The sequence below is a fragment of the Roseibium sp. RP-7 genome, assembly GCF_053005225.1.
Window position 1 is genome coordinate 1,635,620 of the sequence record NZ_JBRKQA010000002.1, and the last position, 18,582, is coordinate 1,654,201.

An 18,582-nucleotide genomic window follows, 5' to 3' on the forward strand; every position below is an offset into this window, starting at 1 on the left:
AATCGGTTAAAACAAACCGGATAACGAAAGGCGGCTTCAAGGCCGCCTTTTTCATGCCGTGCGCAATGTCTCGGCCCTGGCTTCAGCCGCTCCCGCCTTGTCCTCTGACGCCTTTATCCGCGCCACCAGTTTGTCGATACCGGACACGATTTCATCCGCATGCGTATGCTGGGGCATATGACCGGCCGCGCCCAGCATCAGCAGCTCCACATCCGGCAGATCCTGCAAGAGGCCCTCACAATGGATCGACGGCCAGACCACCGTATCTTTCGTACCCGTGATGATCAGCGACGGCTGCCCCAGCTTTCCATACTGCCGGGACTGTTGCCGGACAGCTTCCTTCAGACTGCAGATGTCCGCCGCGTTCGAGCGGAAGCTTTCGGGACGGAAAAGTAGCGGCAGACGGACAGACGCCGCATAGCCGGCAAGTGGCGGATCCGGATGGAAAACATGCTTCAGCATTTGTGGCACCAGCCGCTCGCCGACAGGGATCGTCAGCGTCCAGGCAAACAGCCAACCGATGACAGGCATCGCGGCAACCTTGTAGTACCAGTTGACCCCGCCTGGCCACACATGGCTGACAGGAGCCAGGAAGACCAGCCCCTTCACCCGCTCAGGTGCGGCAAGGCCCACAGCAGCCGTCACGGCTCCGCCGAGCGAATGCCCCACCACCACTGATGTCCCAATGCCGAGTTTCGCGAGCAATCCGGTAATCAGTTCCGCTTGGCTTTCAGGCGTGTTCCGGCCCGTTCTGGAGCGTTGCGAGAACCCGAGCCCCGGACGATCGATAAAAAGAAGCGAATAGCGCCCCTTGAATGCGCCCTCAAAAGCCAACTTCATGTCATAGGCGTTGCCACTGGCCCCATGCAGGAACACCAGCACAGGCCGCTCGCTGGCCGCCTGTGACGCAGGAATGAAGTGATAGTGCATCTGCGCTCCGTTCACCTCGGCAAGACTGCCGTCAGGTGTGTAGGTGCGCGAAATCTGCCTTGCCCTGAAAAGCGAGTAGGCGACGAACAGACAGGCGGCGACAAGAAGGGCAATCAGGAACGGGATCATAGCCCGGACATAGCACCGCGCTCGCAGCAATCAAGCCCGGCGGCATAAAGACAGACTGACCAAGCTTACTCAGGTGGGCTTACCTCAAGCGGGTTCGCCCTCGGCTTCCTTTTCCAGATCGTTCACGGCCTTGGTTGCATTTTCCAGGCTCGGGTTGACTTCAAGAGCCCGCCGGAACGTCGCCAGCGCTTCGCTTTCGAACCCCAGACGCCGCTGGATGATGGCGAGCCCCGACAAGGCCCCCCAATGACGGGGTTCCAACGCCAGTGTGCGCTCGATATCGACCAGGGACTTGCCGAAATCTTCCGTCATGTAGTGGACTGTCGCACGCCGGTTCCAGCCTTCCGCATAAGTCGGCTTCAGGATGACCACTGTGTCCAGGAGGTCCAGCGCCAACGCATGATCGTCAGCCTGGATCGCCTTGCCGGCCCGCGACATCAGCACATCCACCGTATCACTGCCCGAATCCATCCAGAGCATCTGGATTTCCCGGCTGATACGCTCGGCTTCCTTCGGATTGTCCGATTTGGCGAGATTGGCAAAGAGTTCGTCCAGACGCGACTTCTCGTCTTCCGGATCACTCTCTTCGACGACGACCTGCCCGCCGTCTTCTGGAAGATCGTCGGGAAGTGCATTGAAGTCTTCGGCAGAAGGTGGCTCTGCTTCCGGACCGAGATCTGGAACAGGCTGGGCGCTGGCTAGACTGACGCCGGCGAGAAACAGAAGGGCAAACACAAAAATCCGCATCCGACGATTATGGATCGTTGGATGCGGCGGTCAATCCGGGAATTTGACACATCTTCGTGCGCTACGGTGGCAGGGACCTGGCCGCCTCTCCCAACAACAAGATAAAGCCTTGTTCAGGAAGAGATTTTCAGTTCTTCCGCCACGCAATGCGCGGCAACAAGATTAGCCCTGGCGTGCTTTGAAACGCGGGTTTTTCTTGTTGATGATGTAGACGCGGCCTTTACGGCGAACCATGCGGTTGTCGCGGTGGCGGGTCATGAGCGCTTTGAGCGAGTTTTTGATCTTCATGTCACTGTCCCCACAAGGGCCCTGCTTCTTTAAACCAAATGAGCGCCAAAGGCGCTCACGTTTGACTGGATTGGTCTAGAAGCTGCGGCAGGTCCTGCGCCTGTCTTCTGATCAATCCGCGCCTCTTGAAACTTCAATCAGCGCAATAATGGTGGGCGTGACAGGGATTGAACCTGTGACCCCTTCGATGTCAACGAAGTGCTCTCCCGCTGAGCTACACGCCCGAATTTCTCGGTAGTCCGACGCCCCAGCGCCGTGGTGGAGTGCGATATAACGGGGATCCGCAAACTGTGCAACCCCCCTTTTTCACCGAACTGTCAAAATTTCCCCAGCCCGGTTCGCAACCCCTGTTTTCCGCCGCGTCAACACCTTGTCAGGCGGCCAGCATGCGCTCCACTTCCTGGACAAGATCTTTAAGATGGAATGGCTTGGAAAGCACCTTGGCATCCTTTGGAGCATCCGATTCCGGATTGAGGGCAACGGCGGCAAAACCGGTAATGAACATCACCTTCAGGTCCGGATCGAGTTCCGTAGCCCGGCGCGCCAGCTCGATACCGTCCATCTCCGGCATCACGATATCCGTCAGAAGCAGAGAAAACGGTTCCTCGCGCAGGCGCTCGTAGGCGCTTCTGCCGTTATCGAACGAAACGACGTCATGACCGGCATTTTCCAGCGCCTTCGCCAGAAAGCGGCGCATGTCATTATCATCTTCGGCAAGCAGGATACGCGGCATCGTAATTGACCAGGTCCTTTGTTCGTGTGGGTTCGGTTCCCTTTCTGCCGGTTATAGCTCGAATTCCACAGAATGATAGGGTGAATTGGATCACGACCTCACGGTGTGGATAGGCTCTTGTTGAGAACGAACCATCACTTGCCTCGTGAGAACCTGTCGGCTTCTCACGTTGGGGAAAATCGTCGTGGCGTATGCATTCCCGGGCCATTGGTACGGCTGCGGCATGCGTGGCATCTGGCCATTCCTGCCATCGATCACCAGATGTTTCCCCACAGCCGCGGGGCTTTTGATCCCACCAAGGTGGACTGCGCCGCGATTCCTTGGCACCATGGGCCATGGCCTGCACCGGGCGGCAACCAGGACACACCATTGACGGACGACAAGCAGCCTTCTCCACAAGCCTCCTTCGAGGCGGACTTTAACGGCTTCCCAGCGTTTGAAGTTTTGTGTCCTGCGGACCAGAGGGTTCCGTTCGTTTTCAATTCGCCCCATTCCGGCAGGCAATATTCCAAAAGCTTTCTAGCGTCTTCCCGCCTGGACGAAACAGCCATCCGGCGGTCGGAGGATGCTTATGTCGACGATCTGTTTGCTCATGTCGTGCCGCTCGGCTCGCCGCTGCTGCGTGCGCATTTCCCCAGGGCCTACCTGGATGTGAATCGCGAGCCCTATGAGCTCGACCCGAAGATGTTCGACGGGCGTCTGCCGACCTATGCCAACAGCCGTTCGATCCGCGTAGCCGGTGGGCTTGGCACCGTGGCCCGCATCGTCAGCGAGAACCACGAGATCTACAGGCACAAGCTGCCGGTATCCGAAGCCCTCAGCCGGGTGGAGGAGATCTACAAGCCTTACCACACCACATTGCGCCGGCTTCTGGCCCAGACCCATGTCACCTTCGGTTACGCGGTTCTGATCGATTGCCATTCCATGCCTTCAAGCGTGAAATGCCAGACCACCGACACGCGGCCGGATTTCATCCTGGGTGACCGCTATGGCACCAGCTGCAGCAGCGACCTGACGGAGTTCGCCTGCTCGGTGCTGAAGGAGATGGGCTACACCGTCTCGCGCAACAAGCCGTATGCGGGCGGCTTCATCACCGAACACTACGGCCGCCCCACAAGCGGCCTGCATGCCCTGCAGATCGAAATCAATCGCGGGCTCTATATGGACGAGGCAACCCACCAGCCGACCCCCGGCTTCGGCGACCTCTTCCACAACCTGCGCCAGTTTGCCCGCGAACTGACCTCCATGCCGGATGCAGCCTTGCCGGCGGACCCCATCGCAGCGGAATAAAACCCTGGACCCCAAAAAAAAGGCCGCTCTCAAAAGAGGCGGCCCGAGTCTAGGGAGGAAACGCCCAAGGAGGGCGGTACGACACAACGTATCGCACCGCAATAAAATCGCATTGCACCGCACAAAGGTCAAGCCCGACAGCCCTTTCAAACTGATCAAAGTATGAGCAGTCATTCAGGTTTTGCAGATTCATTTTTTTGCAGAACCGGTTATACAAGCGGCAATTCACGTTGATTTGGGTTTTGAGCGGTTTCCGCAGCCAGGAGGTAATGATGTCGGCAGGGCCTGTTTCCAGTTCCAATTTGTTTGCCCCGTTTCTGGACAGGCTGGCGGAAGCAGCCAGCGGTGCGATCATGCCGCATTTCCGCCAGGGCTTTGCAATCGACAACAAGTGGAAAGCCGGCTTCGACCCGGTCACCATCGCCGACAAGAACGGTGAAACGGCAATGCGCGCCCTGATCAACGAGACCTATCCGGACCACGGAATCCTTGGCGAAGAACACGGTCCGGAAAATCTCGACGCTGAACATGTGTGGGTGCTTGACCCGATTGACGGTACCCGTGCCTTCATCACCGGTCTGCCAACCTGGGGGACGCTGATCGGCCTGCGGACCAATGGCGTCCCGAGCCTCGGCATGATGGTTCAGCCCTATATCGGCGAACGGTTCGGTGGCGACGGCAAGACGGCCTGGTACGATGGACCTTTGGGTGCCAGGCAGCTCAAGACCCGGCCCTGTCAGAAGCTGGAAGATGCCACTATTTTCACCACCACACCGGCACTTTTCAAGAATGGCGAACGCCAGGCGTTCGACCAGATCGAAGCGGCTGTTCAGTTATCCCGCTATGGCACAGACTGCTATGCCTACTGCATGGTCGCAGCCGGCCACGGCGACGCGGTAATCGAATCCGGTCTGCAAGCCTATGATATCGTTGCACTTGTGCCGATTATTGAAGGCGCAGGTGGTGTTGTCACGACGTGGACCGGCGGCTCTCCGGCCGACGGCGGCCAGATCGTTGCGTCAGGCGACCCGCGTCTGCATGAAATCCTCCTGCGGGACCTCGCAAAGGCAGCCTGACCGGCCACACGGCCACATCAGGGCGCGGGATCAGCTTCCAGCCCGTTCCAGCGCCTGTTCGGCTTCAAGACCGGGCACAAAGGCATCGAACGCCGCCCAGAACTGGTCGCGGAAGGCATCGCGCTCCATCATCAGCTCATGTTCGGCGCCTGCGATTTCCACATAGGCTGCCGCCTTCGCCCGCGCCACGAAGTCCTCGATCATGGGTGTGGAGACGATCCGGTCGTTGCCCGCAGCCAGCACCAGACAGGGTAATTTGATATTCGGCCCGGCCTCCCGCCGGCGCAGCGCCAGCATGGCGCGACCGGTAGCCCCCAGCCAACCGAGAGTGGGAGACCCGACACCCAGCTCCGGCGCCTGTTCCAGCACCTTGTTGAACCGCTCGAACCGCGCCTTGTCCGTCGTTTGCCGGTTGTTTTCGTAAGCGACGGAAATTTCAGCGTTACCCCCGGGCACAAACAACCTGCCAAGTCCGAACATCGACAACAGGCGGGCAACCGGGATAGCAACCTTTTCGATCAGCCAGGACGTCTTTGGAGAGGTTGCCTTCAGGCCCGGGCGGCCAAACAGCCCCAGAGTGAGCTTGCGCAGGATCGACCGGAACCCGGAAACCAGACCGGGAAACCATGTTCCCGTCGGCAGGCCCAACAGCGGCGCTGTCAGCACTGCGCGGTCCAGCATCGTCCGCAGACGGTCCGTGTCGGACAGGACAACGAGAGCTCCGGTAGAGTGGGCAAGCGCAAAGTGAGGCCCGGGATAGGTCGCCAGTGAGACTTCCTTCAGGACGGTGCGCAAATCCAGTTTGTACTTGTTGAAGTTTGAAACGTGCCCGCGCCGGGGATTGCGGGTCAGACGTTGCGACCCGCCCTGCCCGCGCCAGTCGAAGGCGATGACGGCAAAGCCCCGCTGACGCAGATCCTCGATCACTTCGAAGTATTTCTCGATGAACTCCGCCCGCCCCTGAAGCAGTGTTACCGTACCCTTGCGCCGGGCACCGGCGGCGGGCCAATGCGCATACCGGATCTTCTTGTCGTCCGGCGTCGTGACGAACCCGGATCGTGCCCCTTCAGGCACCGGATTGTCGGGATGGTCGATCAAGGTCATGCGCTGCGAATCACTCGGGTTCGTTGAGAGTTTGTTTTTCAAACAGATAATGGTTTTTCGTCAACAACTCGTCACGCCTGCAGATCCTGCCGGCACCGTCCGGCTTTGTCTTGCATCGTCAAGTGATACTCGTGCCAGGCGCGCCCCACAACAAGCTTCAGGCCGACTCCCTGGGAAGCCGGCCCTGAAAGTGTCAGACAGCTTGTAGCTGCTTCTTAGTACCAGCGGCGCTGCCAGTGACCACGGTTACCGATCGGATGGCTGCGGACAATGTTGGCATTGCGGGAATCGACCACCAGCCGAACCGGCATGCCGCGCCAGCCTTTTGCCCGTACAATGTACATCGGGCCACGGCGGTCGAGGATCTTGATATGTTCGAAACCGCGGTGACGCAGGCTGCGGCGGATCTGGCGCGGACCCATTTCGAAATGGCGGCCACCGTGACGGCCGTTCCAGTTGCCGCCACGCCCGTTACCACGGCGATGATCGACCTTGACCACCAGCTCGGCTTTCGCGGGTTCGATCTGGGTTTTTCCGACCATCGGGGCAGCGGATGCAGTGGTGATGAAACCTGCGGACACCAGCAGAATGGCACCGGCGATCGGGGCGGACAATTTCGAAACATTGGCAAACATCTTCAAATCTCCAGTTTGTTCCGCCAGCGCCGTGCTGACGTTGGATTGAAGATGCACCGGGCCACTTGAACGCAACCGGAAGGCACTGTTCATGTGGCGTTCATGTTTCCACGACGCCCCATATTTCCTGCCTCTTGAAATGAAAATCCGAATTACCAAATCTCTTCATGCAAGCGCCAGACCGGGTTTGCACCGCAGCCTGTCCCGCCAATCCGGGGGACGAAGGACTGCTCAACATCAGTGAAGTATCAGTTGCTCAAGAGAGGACAGACACATGCGTCACTTCGACTTTTCTCCGCTTTACCGCTCCACCGTCGGTTTCGACCGGCTTTTCTCGATGCTCGATGCCGCCGGCAACGAAGCGCCGAGCTATCCGCCCTATAACATCGAGCGTACGGGCGAAAACGCCTACCGCATCACGATGGCCGTGGCAGGCTTCTCCGACGACGAACTGAGCGTCGAAGCCAAGGAGCACACACTCACCATCAAGGGTGAAAAAGCTGAAGAAGATGCCAGCCGGGAAATTCTCTACCGCGGCATTGCCTCGCGCACCTTTGAACGCCGCTTCCAGATTGCCGAACATGTTCGCGTGGAAGGGGCAAGCCTCGAAAACGGCTTGCTGCACGTTGATCTTGTCCGGGAAATCCCGGAAGCCATGAAGCCGCGCAAGATCGAAATCACCAGTGGTGAAACCAAGCAGATCGAAACCACGGCTCACTAACCGCCTGGTTCAACTGCGGCAATCGCATCATCGGGGCGCCTGGGAAACCAGGCGCCTTTTTTGATGTTACTGCGCGTCCGTCACGACACATTTCGGCACACGAGAGGCGGCCCTCAGACCGTCCCGGACAGCACTTTCAGAAACGCATCGACGTCTTCATCCGTCGTTGCGAAACTGGTGACGAGACGTACACAGACTTCGTCCGATGCCGGGGCGTGGCCTTCGGCGAGGCCCTCTGCCGGCCATTCATAGAGCTTGGCACCGGCTGCCTGAAGCGCTTCCATCTGGCTGCGTTTCAGGATCGGGAACAGTTCGTTGGCTTCCACCGCCCAGGCAGTACGCCCTCCGGCCTGCCGGATCCCTTCAGCAAGACGGGTCGCCATGCCGTTGGCGTGGCTTGCGGTCGTCAGCCAGGTGTCATCCTGGAAATAGCCTTCGAACTGGGCCGCCACGAAGCGGCTCTTGGAGAAAAGATGACCGCCGCGCTTGCGGAAATACTCAAAGGATTTTGCGGCGTCCAGATCGAAGAAAACCACGGCCTCCGCGCACCAGCAGCCGTTTTTGGTGGCTCCGAAGGAAAGCAGGTCCACACCCGCTTTCCATGTCATGTCGGCCGCCGAACAGCCGAGCGTCACAAGCGCATTGGCAAATCGTGCGCCGTCCATGTGAAGCGGCACCGAACGGGACCGGCAAACATCCTTGATCGCGCCTATTTCATCCAGCGTATAGACGGTGCCGCATTCGGTTGCCTGGCTGATGGAAACGGATGCGACCTGACCATGGTGGACAACACCGTCAGGAACCTGTGCCATCTTTTCGCGAAGGGCATCGGCGGAGAACCGGCCGTTTGGTCCCTTCACGCTCAACAGCTTGTTGCCGCCGGTCATGAACTCGGGGCAATTGCATTCATCAACCTGAATATGCGCACCGGAATGGCAGAAGATCGCACCGCCCGGCTTGGCACAGGAAGCCAGCGCCAAAGAATTCGCCGCTGAACCGGTCGCCACGAAGAAGACGGCAACCTCGCGTTCGAAGATCTCGTTGAACGTGGCGGAGACGGAATCGGTCAACGGGTCGGTGCCGTAGGCCGGCGAGAACCCGTCATTATGGCGGGCCAGCGCCGACATCACCGCCGGAGCCGCACCCGCCCAATTGTCACTGGCAAAATTCATGTGCCGGTTTAATCACTTGGCATCACAACCGGCAACCGATTTTTCAGTAGTACATCTCGCGCTTGCGATAGGACCGGCCGAGCAGCCAGTCCAGCGAGACGACACCCGGCCCCTTGAGCACCGGCACCAGCAACAGGAAGATCCAGAGTAACCGGTCATCGGCGATGATCGCATAGGGTTCACCGTCGAACAGCGCCCCGATCGTCTTTGCGTCAGCCCCATGACCATAGATGTCTACATAGGTCATGACGCAGATGAAGACGATCATGCCGAGGCTTGCGAAGCGGGTGAATAGACCGACAACCACCATCACCGGCAGGACAAATTCACCCCAGGTGCCCAGAAGCACCATGAGACCATACGGGAAGAACGCAATCTGGCTGGTGTCGTAGCTGACCTGCTCCATCATCTTGGGCAGCATCTGCGCATAGGCACCTGCGGTTGGCGTGAAGATGTTCATGATGTTGCCGCCGATTTTCGTCATCGCCGAGTTCAGGAAGAACTGCAGCAGGATCGCGGCAAAAATGAACCGGGCAGCAAGCCCGATGAACCAGCCATTTGTCAGCCGTTCCAGAGCTCCGAACACCATCGTGTAGAGCCTGACAAAAAACCCAATCAGCACACCCATCTAATCCCCCATGATCAAGCGGCATCCATTTGCCGCATGCGTGTTAGTCATCCAGTTGCAGGGCGGAAAATGCACCAGCTGCAAGACAGTCCGAAAGGCAATCGGACAAGGAAAAACCGTCGTCTTTCTCCTGAGCCCGGCTTGCCGCTGCTGCAAGCGTCTGCCCTTGCAGGAGATCCATCGTGAAAACAGCCCCGCCCGGACGCAGCAGATAGACATCCACCTCCATGTCCGGCCGGGTAATCATTACCGATTGCGGCTCGTCAAGATCGACAGCTTCAGCCTCATCGGGTTCAAACCTGTTGGCTCGCGCAATCGCCCAGATCGGCCAGGCAGATGTCACGACGTGCGCCGCCGGATGCGGTACGAAGCGAACGCCCCCGAGTCTTTGCGGATCGATGCTGCCCAGGATTGCCGGATCGAGAGGCGCGGCATCCGCAGCATGATAGGCCTGGAGCCAAGACCATTCCAGCCGGGCAACATCGCCGAGATAAGGATATGCCTTGAGCGGCGGAAACACGTCCAGGAAATCAGCGAAACCGGCGCCGTACCAGATCAACACAGGCGACACCGGCGGATGAGCTGTCACGAAGGCCTGGGCAAGCGCCCTGAAATACTCTTCCCCCAACAGCGCCTTCACAGCAGGAAAGCTTTCACCGAGCGCTTCGCACAGGCTGACGATGACGTTGTTGCGGTAGACATTGAATCGCTTCGGCGCTGTTTCTCCGTCCGGACCAGTCAGTCCATCGGGCGTTGCCATTTGCGGGTCGAGCAGCGCACGCCCAAACGAGGCGGCATTGACCTGCGGCAGGGCGAGCGGACCACGCATGTCAGACCGCTTGCTTTCTGCCAGCCTCTGCAGGCTGCGCCAGAATGCGATCCGCGGCTTGTGCCTCGGCAAGCAGAACCGGCCAGGCGGGAACATTGTTGTCCCACTCGATCAGGGTCGGCAGCGGCCCCTGCAGACGAATGACATCTTCATAAAGCTGCCAGACCGCAAGATCCACCTCCCGGTCGTGCGCGTCGATCAGCAGTGGCCGTCCGGCGTCATCCCGGTCAGGCGCATGACCGCCAAGATGTATTTCGCCGACGGCGGCCATCGGGAAGGCGGCAAGATAATCTCTCGCGGATCTCTCGTGGTTCGTGCAGGACACATGCACGTTGTTGATGTCGAGCAACAGGCCGCAGCCGGTCCGGCGCGCGATCTCGCTCAGAAAATCCAGTTCGCTCATCGTGCTCTGTGCAAAGGCGACGTAAGTCGACGGATTTTCTAGAAGCATCTGCCGTCCGACGGTCTCCTGCACTTCATCTATGTGATCGCACACACGATTCAGCGTAGCTTCATCGTAGGGTACCGGCAGCAGGTCGTTGAAATAAGTCGTGTCGTGCGTCGACCAGGCCAGATGTTCGGAAAACAGTCCCGGTTCATATCGCTTGTTCAGGTCTGACAAGCGCCGCAGGTGATCCTTGTCCAGTGGCTGTTCACCGCCGATCGAAAGACCGACACCATGAAGAGACAGGGGATACCGCTCGCGGATTGCCTCCAGTTGCCGGTGCGGCGGACCGCCGGCCCCCATGTAGTTTTCGGCATGAACTTCAAAAAAACCGATATCCGCGGACGTTTCCAAAATAGCCGCGACATGCTCCGGCTTCAGACCGGCTCCGGCGCGCGCCGGAACGGACGCCTCGCAGCGCTGTACCGGGTTTGAACGGGTATCGGAAACCATGGAGCCCTCCGGGTGGAATAAGTTTTGTCAGGCAGGCACACTGGCTGAGGACATCTTCAGACTGGGCTGACTGAAGCACCATGGCTCATGACTTTGAAAGGGCTGGCGCCCTGCCCGCCTCGGCACCAAGTGCGGGATAAGCAGGTGCCTGCCTGACCAGATTGCCGCAGTTGCGGCCGTCTGAAGCCTATCAGGCTTCCGGCAGGTCGCGCGTAAGTTCGGTCAGAGAGCCGTGACGGCCACCAGGAACATCCATCGTCACGCAGGTGCCCTTCGGGACGAGGGTCCAGGCGTTGCCCTGATAGTCGACGGTCGATGTACCGGCGCAAGTCGTACCTGCACCCGCCTTGCAGTCGTTCTGACCTTTCAGGGACACACCATAGCATTTTTCCTTGGCCTGGGCGTGGGCCGGAACGGTTGACGACAGCCCCGCAACCGCGGTTGCCACCGCACCGGCAACAATTGCTGCAGACATGGCCTTATGCTTCATCTCGATCTCCTCTCGTCGTTGAAAAATCACTGCGTACCGGCGTTTTTGCTGGGCCGCCAGTCACCCACCGTAGATGACCCTATTGAAGATAAATAGGAAATCAAACGCATGTGACTGTTTTGCGAGCATAACTGCACAAAGTTTAACAAACGCAAGATTCTTACATATTTATCGTCGGTTTTGACCTTTCCGGACGATTGGCACTTTTCGCGCGAAACAATTATAATGCGGCGACGCAGAAACACTCTTGCTCACGACGGCGAAATCTGTCATGTTCGCGCCGCTTGGAATAGGACAGGTATACTGTCCCAATTATCGCCATGCCCAAAACGGCCCGGACAGGGCGCAGGACAAAAAGGCGTCGGTGATAGCCAGGCTGACCACTGGGCGGATCCGGGGAGGATCCGCAAGGAAGCGAGACGGAACGTTTCGGCAGCGGAGGACCGCTGCGTCAATGCGGCGGTTTGCTTTGATAAACGGCCGTGGTTAATACAACAACAGAGCCGGGGCAGGAAAGCCAGGGTTCGCCGGACCGCATTCTTGATGGAATGCGACCCGAACGGAACCGGACGCTCCCAGCCACGGCGGCACTGGGGTCAACAGTGAGGGCGCACATGACGAAGATAGAGCTGACGACGAGCACAGCCATGCAAGCTGGGAGCGTGGACATGAACACCACCGCAACCACTACACTTGCGGAACGACTGAGCACGGCCGCCGACAAAGGGCTCTATAATCCGTCGCGCGAACACGACGCCTGCGGTGTCGGCTTTGTCGCCCACATGAAAGGCGAGAAGTCCCACAAGATTATTGCCGACGGTCTGCAGGTTCTTGAAAACCTCACGCACCGCGGCGCGGTAGGTGCCGACCCGTTGATGGGCGATGGCGCAGGCATGCTGGTGCAGATCCCGCACGCGTTCTTTGCAGAAGAACTGGCGAACGCCGGCACACCGCTTCCCGATGCCGGTGAATATGGTGTCGGTTTCATCTTCATGCCGCAGGACGATGAGCTGCGCGCCAAGTGCGAAGCCATCGTCGAGCGTGTCATTGAAGACGAAGGCAAGGAACTGATCGGCTGGCGTGACGTGCCCGTCGACAATTCATCGCTTTCCAAGGCGCCGGACATCGCTGCCACCGAACCGGTTTCCCGTCAGGTCTTCATCCGCAAGACCGGCGGTGAGGCAGATGCCTTCGAACGCCGCCTTTATGTACTGCGCAAGGTCATTTCGAACCGTGTGCGTGCCGAAACCGATGCGGTTTCGAAAGGCTTTTATATCGTTTCAATGTCCAGCCGGACCATCGTCTACAAAGGCATGTTCCTCGCCTATCAGCTTGGCGCCTATTACGCCGACCTGAAGGACGAGCGCTTTTCGTCGGCCCTGGCCCTTGTCCACCAGCGTTTTTCCACCAACACGTTCCCGTCCTGGGATCTGTCGCACCCCTACCGGATGGTTGCGCACAACGGTGAGATCAACACGCTGCGCGGCAACGTCAACTGGATGGCGGCGCGTCAGGCGTCCGTATCGTCGGCGCTGCTCGGCGACGACATCTCCAAGCTCTGGCCGATTTCCTATGAAGGCCAGTCGGACACCGCCTGCTTCGACAACGCCCTCGAATTCCTGGTCATGGGTGGCTATTCGCTCGCCCATGCGGCCATGATGCTGATCCCGGAAGCCTGGGCCGGCAACCCGCTGATGGACGACAACCGTCGTGCCTTCTACGAATACCATGCTGCCCTGATGGAGCCGTGGGACGGCCCGGCAGCCGTTGCCTTCACCGATGGCCGCCAGATCGGCGCAACGCTGGACCGGAACGGCCTGCGTCCTGCCCGCTACATCGTTACTGACGACAACTTCGTCATCATGTCTTCCGAAGTTGGCGTCCTGCCGGTCGAAGAAGAGCGCATTGTCCAGAAATGGCGCCTGCAGCCGGGCAAGATGCTGCTGATCGACATGGACGAAGGCCGGATCGTTTCCGACGACGAAATCAAGCGGCAGCTTTCCACCGCCAACCCGTACAAGGACTGGCTGCACCGGTCCCAGATCGTACTGGAAGACCTTCCGGGCGTGCGCCAGCGCGCGCCGGTAGCCGGTGAAAGCCTTCTCGACCGCCAGCAGGCCTTCGGCTACACGGAAGAAGACATCAAGCTTCTGATGACCCCGATGGCAACCGTCGGCCAGGAAGCCATCGGCTCCATGGGCACGGACACGCCGATTTCAGCGCTCTCCGACAAGTCCAAGCTGCTTTACACCTATTTCAAGCAGAACTTCGCTCAGGTCACCAACCCGCCGATCGATCCGATCCGCGAGGAGCTGGTGATGAGCCTTGTCTCCTTCATCGGCCCGCGTCCGAACATCTTCGACCTTGAAGGCCTGTCGACCTCCAAGCGCCTGGAAGTGCGCCAGCCGATCCTCACCAATGAGGACCTGGAGAAGATCCGCGCCATCGGCGACATCGCCGACAACCAGTTTTCCGCCAAGACGCTGGACATCACCTACAATTCCGAAAAAGGCGCTGTCGGTATGGAAGGCGCGCTGGACGAATTGTGCGAGCGCGCCGAAAAAGCGGTTCTGGACGGATACAACATCATCATCCTGTCCGATCGCCTGATCAGCCGGTCACGCATCGCGATCCCGGCGTTGCTGGCAACCGCTGCCGTGCATCATCACCTCATCCGCAAGGGTCTGAGAACCTCTGTTGGCCTGGTGGTGGAAACCGGTGAAGCGCGCGAAGTCCACCATTTCTGTGTTCTGGCCGGCTATGGCGCGGAAGCGATCAACCCTTATCTCGCGTTTGAAACGCTGCTTTCCATGCACATGGAAATGGACTTCCCGGAGGAAGTCGATCAGGACGAAGTCGTCTACCGCTACATCAAGTCCATCGACAAGGGCATCCTCAAGGTCATGTCCAAGATGGGCATCTCGACCTACCAGTCCTATTGCGGCGCGCAGATTTTCGACGCTGTCGGACTCGGCTCGTCCTTCGTGAAGAAGTACTTCTTCGGCACGGCAACCATGATCGAAGGCATCGGCCTTGCCGAAGTCGCGGATGAAACCGTTCTGCGCCACGAGCAGGCCTTCGGCGACGTCGCCATCCTGCGCCGCTCGCTGGAAGTTGGCGGTGAATACGCTTACCGGACCCGCGGTGAAAGCCATATGTGGACCCCAGACTCCGTCGCGCTGCTGCAGCACGCAGTGCGCGCGAAGCTCCCGGACACCTATCGCGCCTTCGCCAAGGAAGTGAACGAAAAGAGCGGACGCTACGCGATCCGCGGCCTGTTCCGGATTAAGTCCGCGGACGAAATCGGCCGCTCGCCGATCGCGCTCGACCAGGTGGAACCGGCTGAAGCCATCGTCAAGCGCTTCGTCACCGGCGCCATGTCCTTCGGCTCGATTTCGCGTGAAGCTCACACGACCCTGGCAATCGCCATGAACCAGATCGGCGGCAAGTCGAACACCGGTGAAGGCGGCGAGGAGCCGGAGCGCTTCAATCCGCTGCCGGACGGCTCGTCCAACCCGCAGCGCTCTGCCATCAAGCAGGTTGCTTCCGGCCGCTTCGGCGTGACCACGGAATATCTGGTCAACTCCGACATGATCCAGATTAAGGTTGCCCAGGGTGCAAAGCCCGGCGAAGGCGGCCAGTTGCCGGGTCACAAGGTGGATGCGGTTATCGCCAAGGTGCGTCACTCGACCCCGGGCGTCGGCCTGATTTCGCCCCCGCCGCACCATGACATCTACTCCATCGAAGATCTGGCGCAGCTGATCTACGACCTGAAAAACGTCAATCCGGAAGCCGATATCTCGGTCAAGCTGGTGTCGGAAGTGGGTGTCGGAACGGTTGCTGCCGGCGTTGCCAAGGCACGCGCCGACCACATCACGATTTCCGGTTACGACGGCGGCACCGGTGCATCACCGCTGACCTCGATCAAACACGCCGGCTCTCCTTGGGAAATCGGCCTTGCCGAAACCCAGCAGACCCTGGTGCTGAACGGACTGCGCTCGCGCATCGCCCTTCAGGTCGACGGCGGCATCCGCACAGGCCGGGACGTCATTATCGGTGCGCTTCTTGGTGCCGACGAATTCGGTTTCTCGACCGCACCGTTGATTGCTGCAGGCTGCCTGATGATGCGCAAGTGCCATCTCAACACCTGCCCGGTCGGCATCGCCACCCAGGACCCGGTCCTGCGCAAGCGCTTCAAGGGCACCCCGGAACACGTCATCAACTACTTCTTCTTCGTCGCCGAAGAAGTGCGCGAGCTGATGGCCAACCTCGGCTTCAAAACGATGGAAGACATGATCGGCCGGTCCGACTTCCTCGACAAGGAAGCCGCGATCGATCACTGGAAGGCCAAGGGTCTCGATTTCTCCCGTATTTTCTTCCAGCCGGAAGCAAAACCGGAAGAGACCCGCTGGACCACGCGTCAGGATCACCCGATCCACGACATCCTGGACCGTCGCCTGATTGCCGCTTCCAAGCCGGCCCTGGACAGCAAGGAACCGACAATTGTCGACGAGACGATCTGTTCCGTTGACCGGTCGGTTGGTGCCATGCTCTCCGGTGAAATCGCCAAGCGGTACGGCAACAAGGGCCTGAAACACCCCGACACCCTGAAGATCAATCTGAAGGGCACGGCAGGCCAGGCGTTCGGCGCCTTCGTCGCCCGCGGCGTCACCATTGATCTTGTCGGCGATGCCAACGACTATGTCGGCAAGGGTCTTGCCGGTGGCAAGCTGATCGTCCGCCCGCCGGAGAACACCCGGATCGTGCCGGAAAACTCGATCATTGTCGGCAACACGGTGCTCTACGGCGCAACCGAAGGTGAATGCTACTTCCGCGGTGTTGCCGGGGAACGCTTTGCAGTTCGCAACTCCGGCGCTGTTGCCGTTGTCGAAGGCGTGGGCGACCACGGCTGCGAATACATGACCGGCGGCGTCGTCGTCGTGATCGGCCAGACCGGACGCAACTTCGCGGCCGGCATGTCCGGCGGCATTGCCTATGTGCTCGATGAAGACGGCACATTCGGCTCCCGCTGCAACCTGGCCATGGTCGAACTGGAACCGGTGACCGAAGAAGACGATCTTCTGGAGAAGCTGCACCACCATGGTGGCGATATCGAGCACAAGGGCCGCGTGGACCTTTCCTGCGACATGACCCGCCATGACGATGAGCGCCTGCGCCAGATGCTGACGAAACATCTGGAACTGACCGGCTCGACAAAGGCCGAGGCAATCCTCGACAACTGGACCCAGTACCGGCCCAAGTTCGTCAAGGTGATGCCGGTCGAATACCGCCGGGCCCTGCGCGAAATGGAAGAGCAGCGCCTCGGCATGGTCGCCGCCGAATAATCCGGCCAAACGCACGAACTGGCTCTCGGCCGCATGACGCGGCCGATTGCAGCCACCCTGGACAGACGCATGAAATTTTGAGGAGGTCGCCTTGGGCAAGGTAACCGGTTTTATGGAAATCGATCGGCAGGAACAGAAGTATCAGCCTGCCTCTGACCGTATTCGCCATTTCCGCGAGTTCACCATTCCGCTGAACGACCAGGACGTCACCAATCAGGCGGCCCGCTGCATGGATTGCGGCATTCCGTTCTGCCACGGCCCGACCGGCTGTCCGGTCAACAACCAGATCCCGGACTGGAACGATCTGGTCTACCAGGGCGACTGGGACTACGCGCTCAAGAACCTGCATTCCACCAACAACTTCCCCGAGTTCACCGGGCGCATCTGCCCGGCTCCTTGCGAGGAAGCCTGCACGCTGAACCTGGAAGACATTCCGGTCAACATCAAGAGCGTGGAACAGGCGATAGCCGACAAGGGTTGGGAAGAAGGCTGGATCGTACCGGAGCTGTCCGCCACCAAGACCGGCAAGGCAGTGGCGATCATCGGCTCCGGCCCTGCAGGCATGGCGGCCGCCCAGCAGCTCGCCCGTGCTGGTCACACCGTGCATGTCTATGAGCGTGAGCCGAAGGCCGGTGGCCTGCTGCGCTACGGCATTCCCGACTTCAAGATGGAAAAGCACTACATCGACCGCCGCGTGAAGCAGATGGAAGCCGAAGGCGTGACGTTCCATTACGGCGTCAATGTCGGTGTAACCGTTGCCCTGGAAGAACTGGCCGAGCGTCACGACGCGGTAATCCTGTGCGCAGGTGCCGAACGTCCGCGTGATCCGGGTGTCTCCGGCATGGAACTGGAAGGCTGCCATTGGGCGATGCCGTACCTGGTCCAGCAGAACCGCCGGGTCGGCGGTGAGCCGGAAGGCGACGAGGCCCCGATCTGGGCCGGTGGCAAGCATGTCGTCGTCATCGGCGGCGGCGACACCGCGTCCGACTGCGTCGGCACCGCATTCCGTCAGGGAGCCCTGTCGGTGACACAGCTCGACATTCGTCCGATCCCGCCACTGAAGGAAGACAAGCTGGCGATCTGGCCGTACTGGCCGACCAAGTTCCGCACCTCGTCGTCGCAGGCTGAGGGCGCTGAGCGTGAGTTTTCCGCAGCAACGCTTGCCCTTGTCGGCGAAGACGGCAAGGTTACCGGCGTCAAATGCGCCCGCGTGGATGAAAAACGCCGCCCGATCGAAGGTACCGAATTCATCCTGCGCGCAGACCTCGTTCTGGCGGCTATCGGCTTTTCCGGCCCGCTGCTGGAAACCTACATCGCCGAAGCCGGCGACAAGCTGGAACTGGATGGCCGCACCAACGTCAAGGCCAACACCGACGATTACAAGACCAGCCTGGACAAGGTCTATGCTGCCGGCGACGTGCGCAAGGGCCAGTCCCTGGTTGTCTGGGCGATCCGCGAAGGCCGTCAGGCAGCGCGCGCTGTTGACGAGTTCCTGACCGGCTCGACCGACCTGCCGCGCTGAACTCTACATCCGGAAATGAAAAAACCCCGCCGGCAAACGCCTGCG

Annotated in this window: 16 protein-coding genes and 1 tRNA gene; 5 read left to right on the top strand and 12 right to left on the bottom strand. The window is 59.8% G+C overall.

Going from position 1 to position 18,582, the window contains the following annotated elements; genetic code table 11:
* Positions 1-51: 51 nt before the first annotated feature.
* The 5 genes from ACVDG9_RS22125 to cpdR form a co-directional block, all read right to left on the bottom strand.
* Positions 52-1,059, bottom strand: a complete 1,008-nt coding sequence (locus ACVDG9_RS22125) for an alpha/beta fold hydrolase (RefSeq protein ID WP_447238977.1) — start codon at positions 1,057-1,059, stop codon at positions 52-54.
* An 84-nt stretch (positions 1,060-1,143) separates the two neighbouring features.
* A complete protein-coding gene (locus tag ACVDG9_RS22130; protein ID WP_075282861.1) occupies positions 1,144-1,806 on the bottom strand; it encodes a tetratricopeptide repeat protein in 663 nt (220 codons plus the stop codon).
* A 162-nt stretch (positions 1,807-1,968) separates the two neighbouring features.
* On the bottom strand, positions 1,969-2,094 hold the full coding sequence (ykgO, locus tag ACVDG9_RS22135) for a type B 50S ribosomal protein L36 (protein ID WP_006932207.1): 126 nt from the start codon (positions 2,092-2,094) through the stop codon (positions 1,969-1,971).
* Positions 2,095-2,243: 149 nt separating this feature from the next.
* Positions 2,244-2,318: transfer RNA gene (locus ACVDG9_RS22140), tRNA-Val, on the bottom strand.
* 149 nt (positions 2,319-2,467) lie between these two features.
* On the bottom strand, positions 2,468-2,827 hold the full coding sequence (gene cpdR / locus ACVDG9_RS22145) for a cell cycle two-component system response regulator CpdR (RefSeq protein ID WP_006932209.1): 360 nt from the start codon (positions 2,825-2,827) through the stop codon (positions 2,468-2,470).
* 444 nt (positions 2,828-3,271) lie between these two features.
* On the opposite strand from cpdR, the gene ACVDG9_RS22150 reads away from it, so the two are divergent.
* Together ACVDG9_RS22150 and hisN are read left to right on the top strand one after the other, a co-directional pair.
* The gene (locus ACVDG9_RS22150) at positions 3,272-4,117 is read left to right on the top strand and encodes an N-formylglutamate amidohydrolase (RefSeq protein WP_447239050.1); all 846 of its coding nucleotides are present in this window, start codon (positions 3,272-3,274) and stop codon (positions 4,115-4,117) included.
* 269 nt (positions 4,118-4,386) lie between these two features.
* Complete coding sequence (hisN, locus tag ACVDG9_RS22155) at positions 4,387-5,193, top strand: histidinol-phosphatase (RefSeq protein WP_168685403.1); 807 nt, start codon at positions 4,387-4,389, stop codon at positions 5,191-5,193.
* 30 nt (positions 5,194-5,223) lie between these two features.
* Here the strand turns inward: hisN and ACVDG9_RS22160 are convergent, their stop codons facing one another.
* Positions 5,224-6,297, bottom strand: coding sequence for an alpha/beta fold hydrolase (locus ACVDG9_RS22160; RefSeq protein WP_055661174.1), 1,074 nt, complete (start codon positions 6,295-6,297; stop codon positions 5,224-5,226).
* A gap of 215 nt (positions 6,298-6,512) precedes the next feature.
* Positions 6,513-6,932, bottom strand: a complete 420-nt coding sequence (locus tag ACVDG9_RS22165) for a hypothetical protein (RefSeq protein WP_447238978.1) — start codon at positions 6,930-6,932, stop codon at positions 6,513-6,515.
* Positions 6,933-7,206: 274 nt separating this feature from the next.
* Between ACVDG9_RS22165 and ACVDG9_RS22170 the strand changes: the two genes are divergently transcribed.
* Positions 7,207-7,653: an Hsp20 family protein gene (locus ACVDG9_RS22170; RefSeq protein ID WP_055661173.1), complete on the top strand. Its 447-nt coding sequence runs from the start codon at positions 7,207-7,209 to the stop codon at positions 7,651-7,653.
* A gap of 113 nt (positions 7,654-7,766) precedes the next feature.
* Here ACVDG9_RS22170 and ACVDG9_RS22175 read toward each other — a convergent pair whose 3' ends face one another.
* The 5 genes from ACVDG9_RS22175 to ACVDG9_RS22195 form a co-directional block, all read right to left on the bottom strand.
* The gene (locus ACVDG9_RS22175; protein WP_077291738.1) at positions 7,767-8,825 is read right to left on the bottom strand and encodes a threonine aldolase family protein; all 1,059 of its coding nucleotides are present in this window, start codon (positions 8,823-8,825) and stop codon (positions 7,767-7,769) included.
* A 43-nt stretch (positions 8,826-8,868) separates the two neighbouring features.
* The gene (locus ACVDG9_RS22180) at positions 8,869-9,453 is read right to left on the bottom strand and encodes a DoxX family protein (RefSeq protein WP_023003550.1); all 585 of its coding nucleotides are present in this window, start codon (positions 9,451-9,453) and stop codon (positions 8,869-8,871) included.
* 43 nt (positions 9,454-9,496) lie between these two features.
* Entirely contained in the window at positions 9,497-10,282 is a 786-nt protein-coding gene (locus ACVDG9_RS22185; protein WP_447238979.1) for an HvfC/BufC N-terminal domain-containing protein, read from the bottom strand.
* A 1-nt stretch (position 10,283) separates the two neighbouring features.
* Positions 10,284-11,180 (bottom strand): MNIO family bufferin maturase, encoded by an 897-nt coding sequence (gene bufB / locus ACVDG9_RS22190; RefSeq protein WP_447238980.1) that lies wholly within the window; start codon positions 11,178-11,180, stop codon positions 10,284-10,286.
* A gap of 190 nt (positions 11,181-11,370) precedes the next feature.
* Complete coding sequence (locus tag ACVDG9_RS22195) at positions 11,371-11,670, bottom strand: BufA1 family periplasmic bufferin-type metallophore (RefSeq protein WP_023003557.1); 300 nt, start codon at positions 11,668-11,670, stop codon at positions 11,371-11,373.
* Between the two features lie 668 nt (positions 11,671-12,338).
* Between ACVDG9_RS22195 and gltB the strand changes: the two genes are divergently transcribed.
* Positions 12,339-17,015 carry a glutamate synthase large subunit gene (gene gltB / locus ACVDG9_RS22200; RefSeq protein WP_447238981.1) on the top strand — a complete coding sequence of 1,559 codons (4,677 nt, stop codon included), beginning with the start codon at positions 12,339-12,341 and terminating at the stop codon, positions 17,013-17,015.
* Between the two features lie 91 nt (positions 17,016-17,106).
* On the top strand, positions 17,107-18,537 hold the full coding sequence (locus ACVDG9_RS22205) for a glutamate synthase subunit beta (RefSeq protein WP_031270545.1): 1,431 nt from the start codon (positions 17,107-17,109) through the stop codon (positions 18,535-18,537).
* The last annotated feature ends 45 nt before the right edge of the window (positions 18,538-18,582 follow it).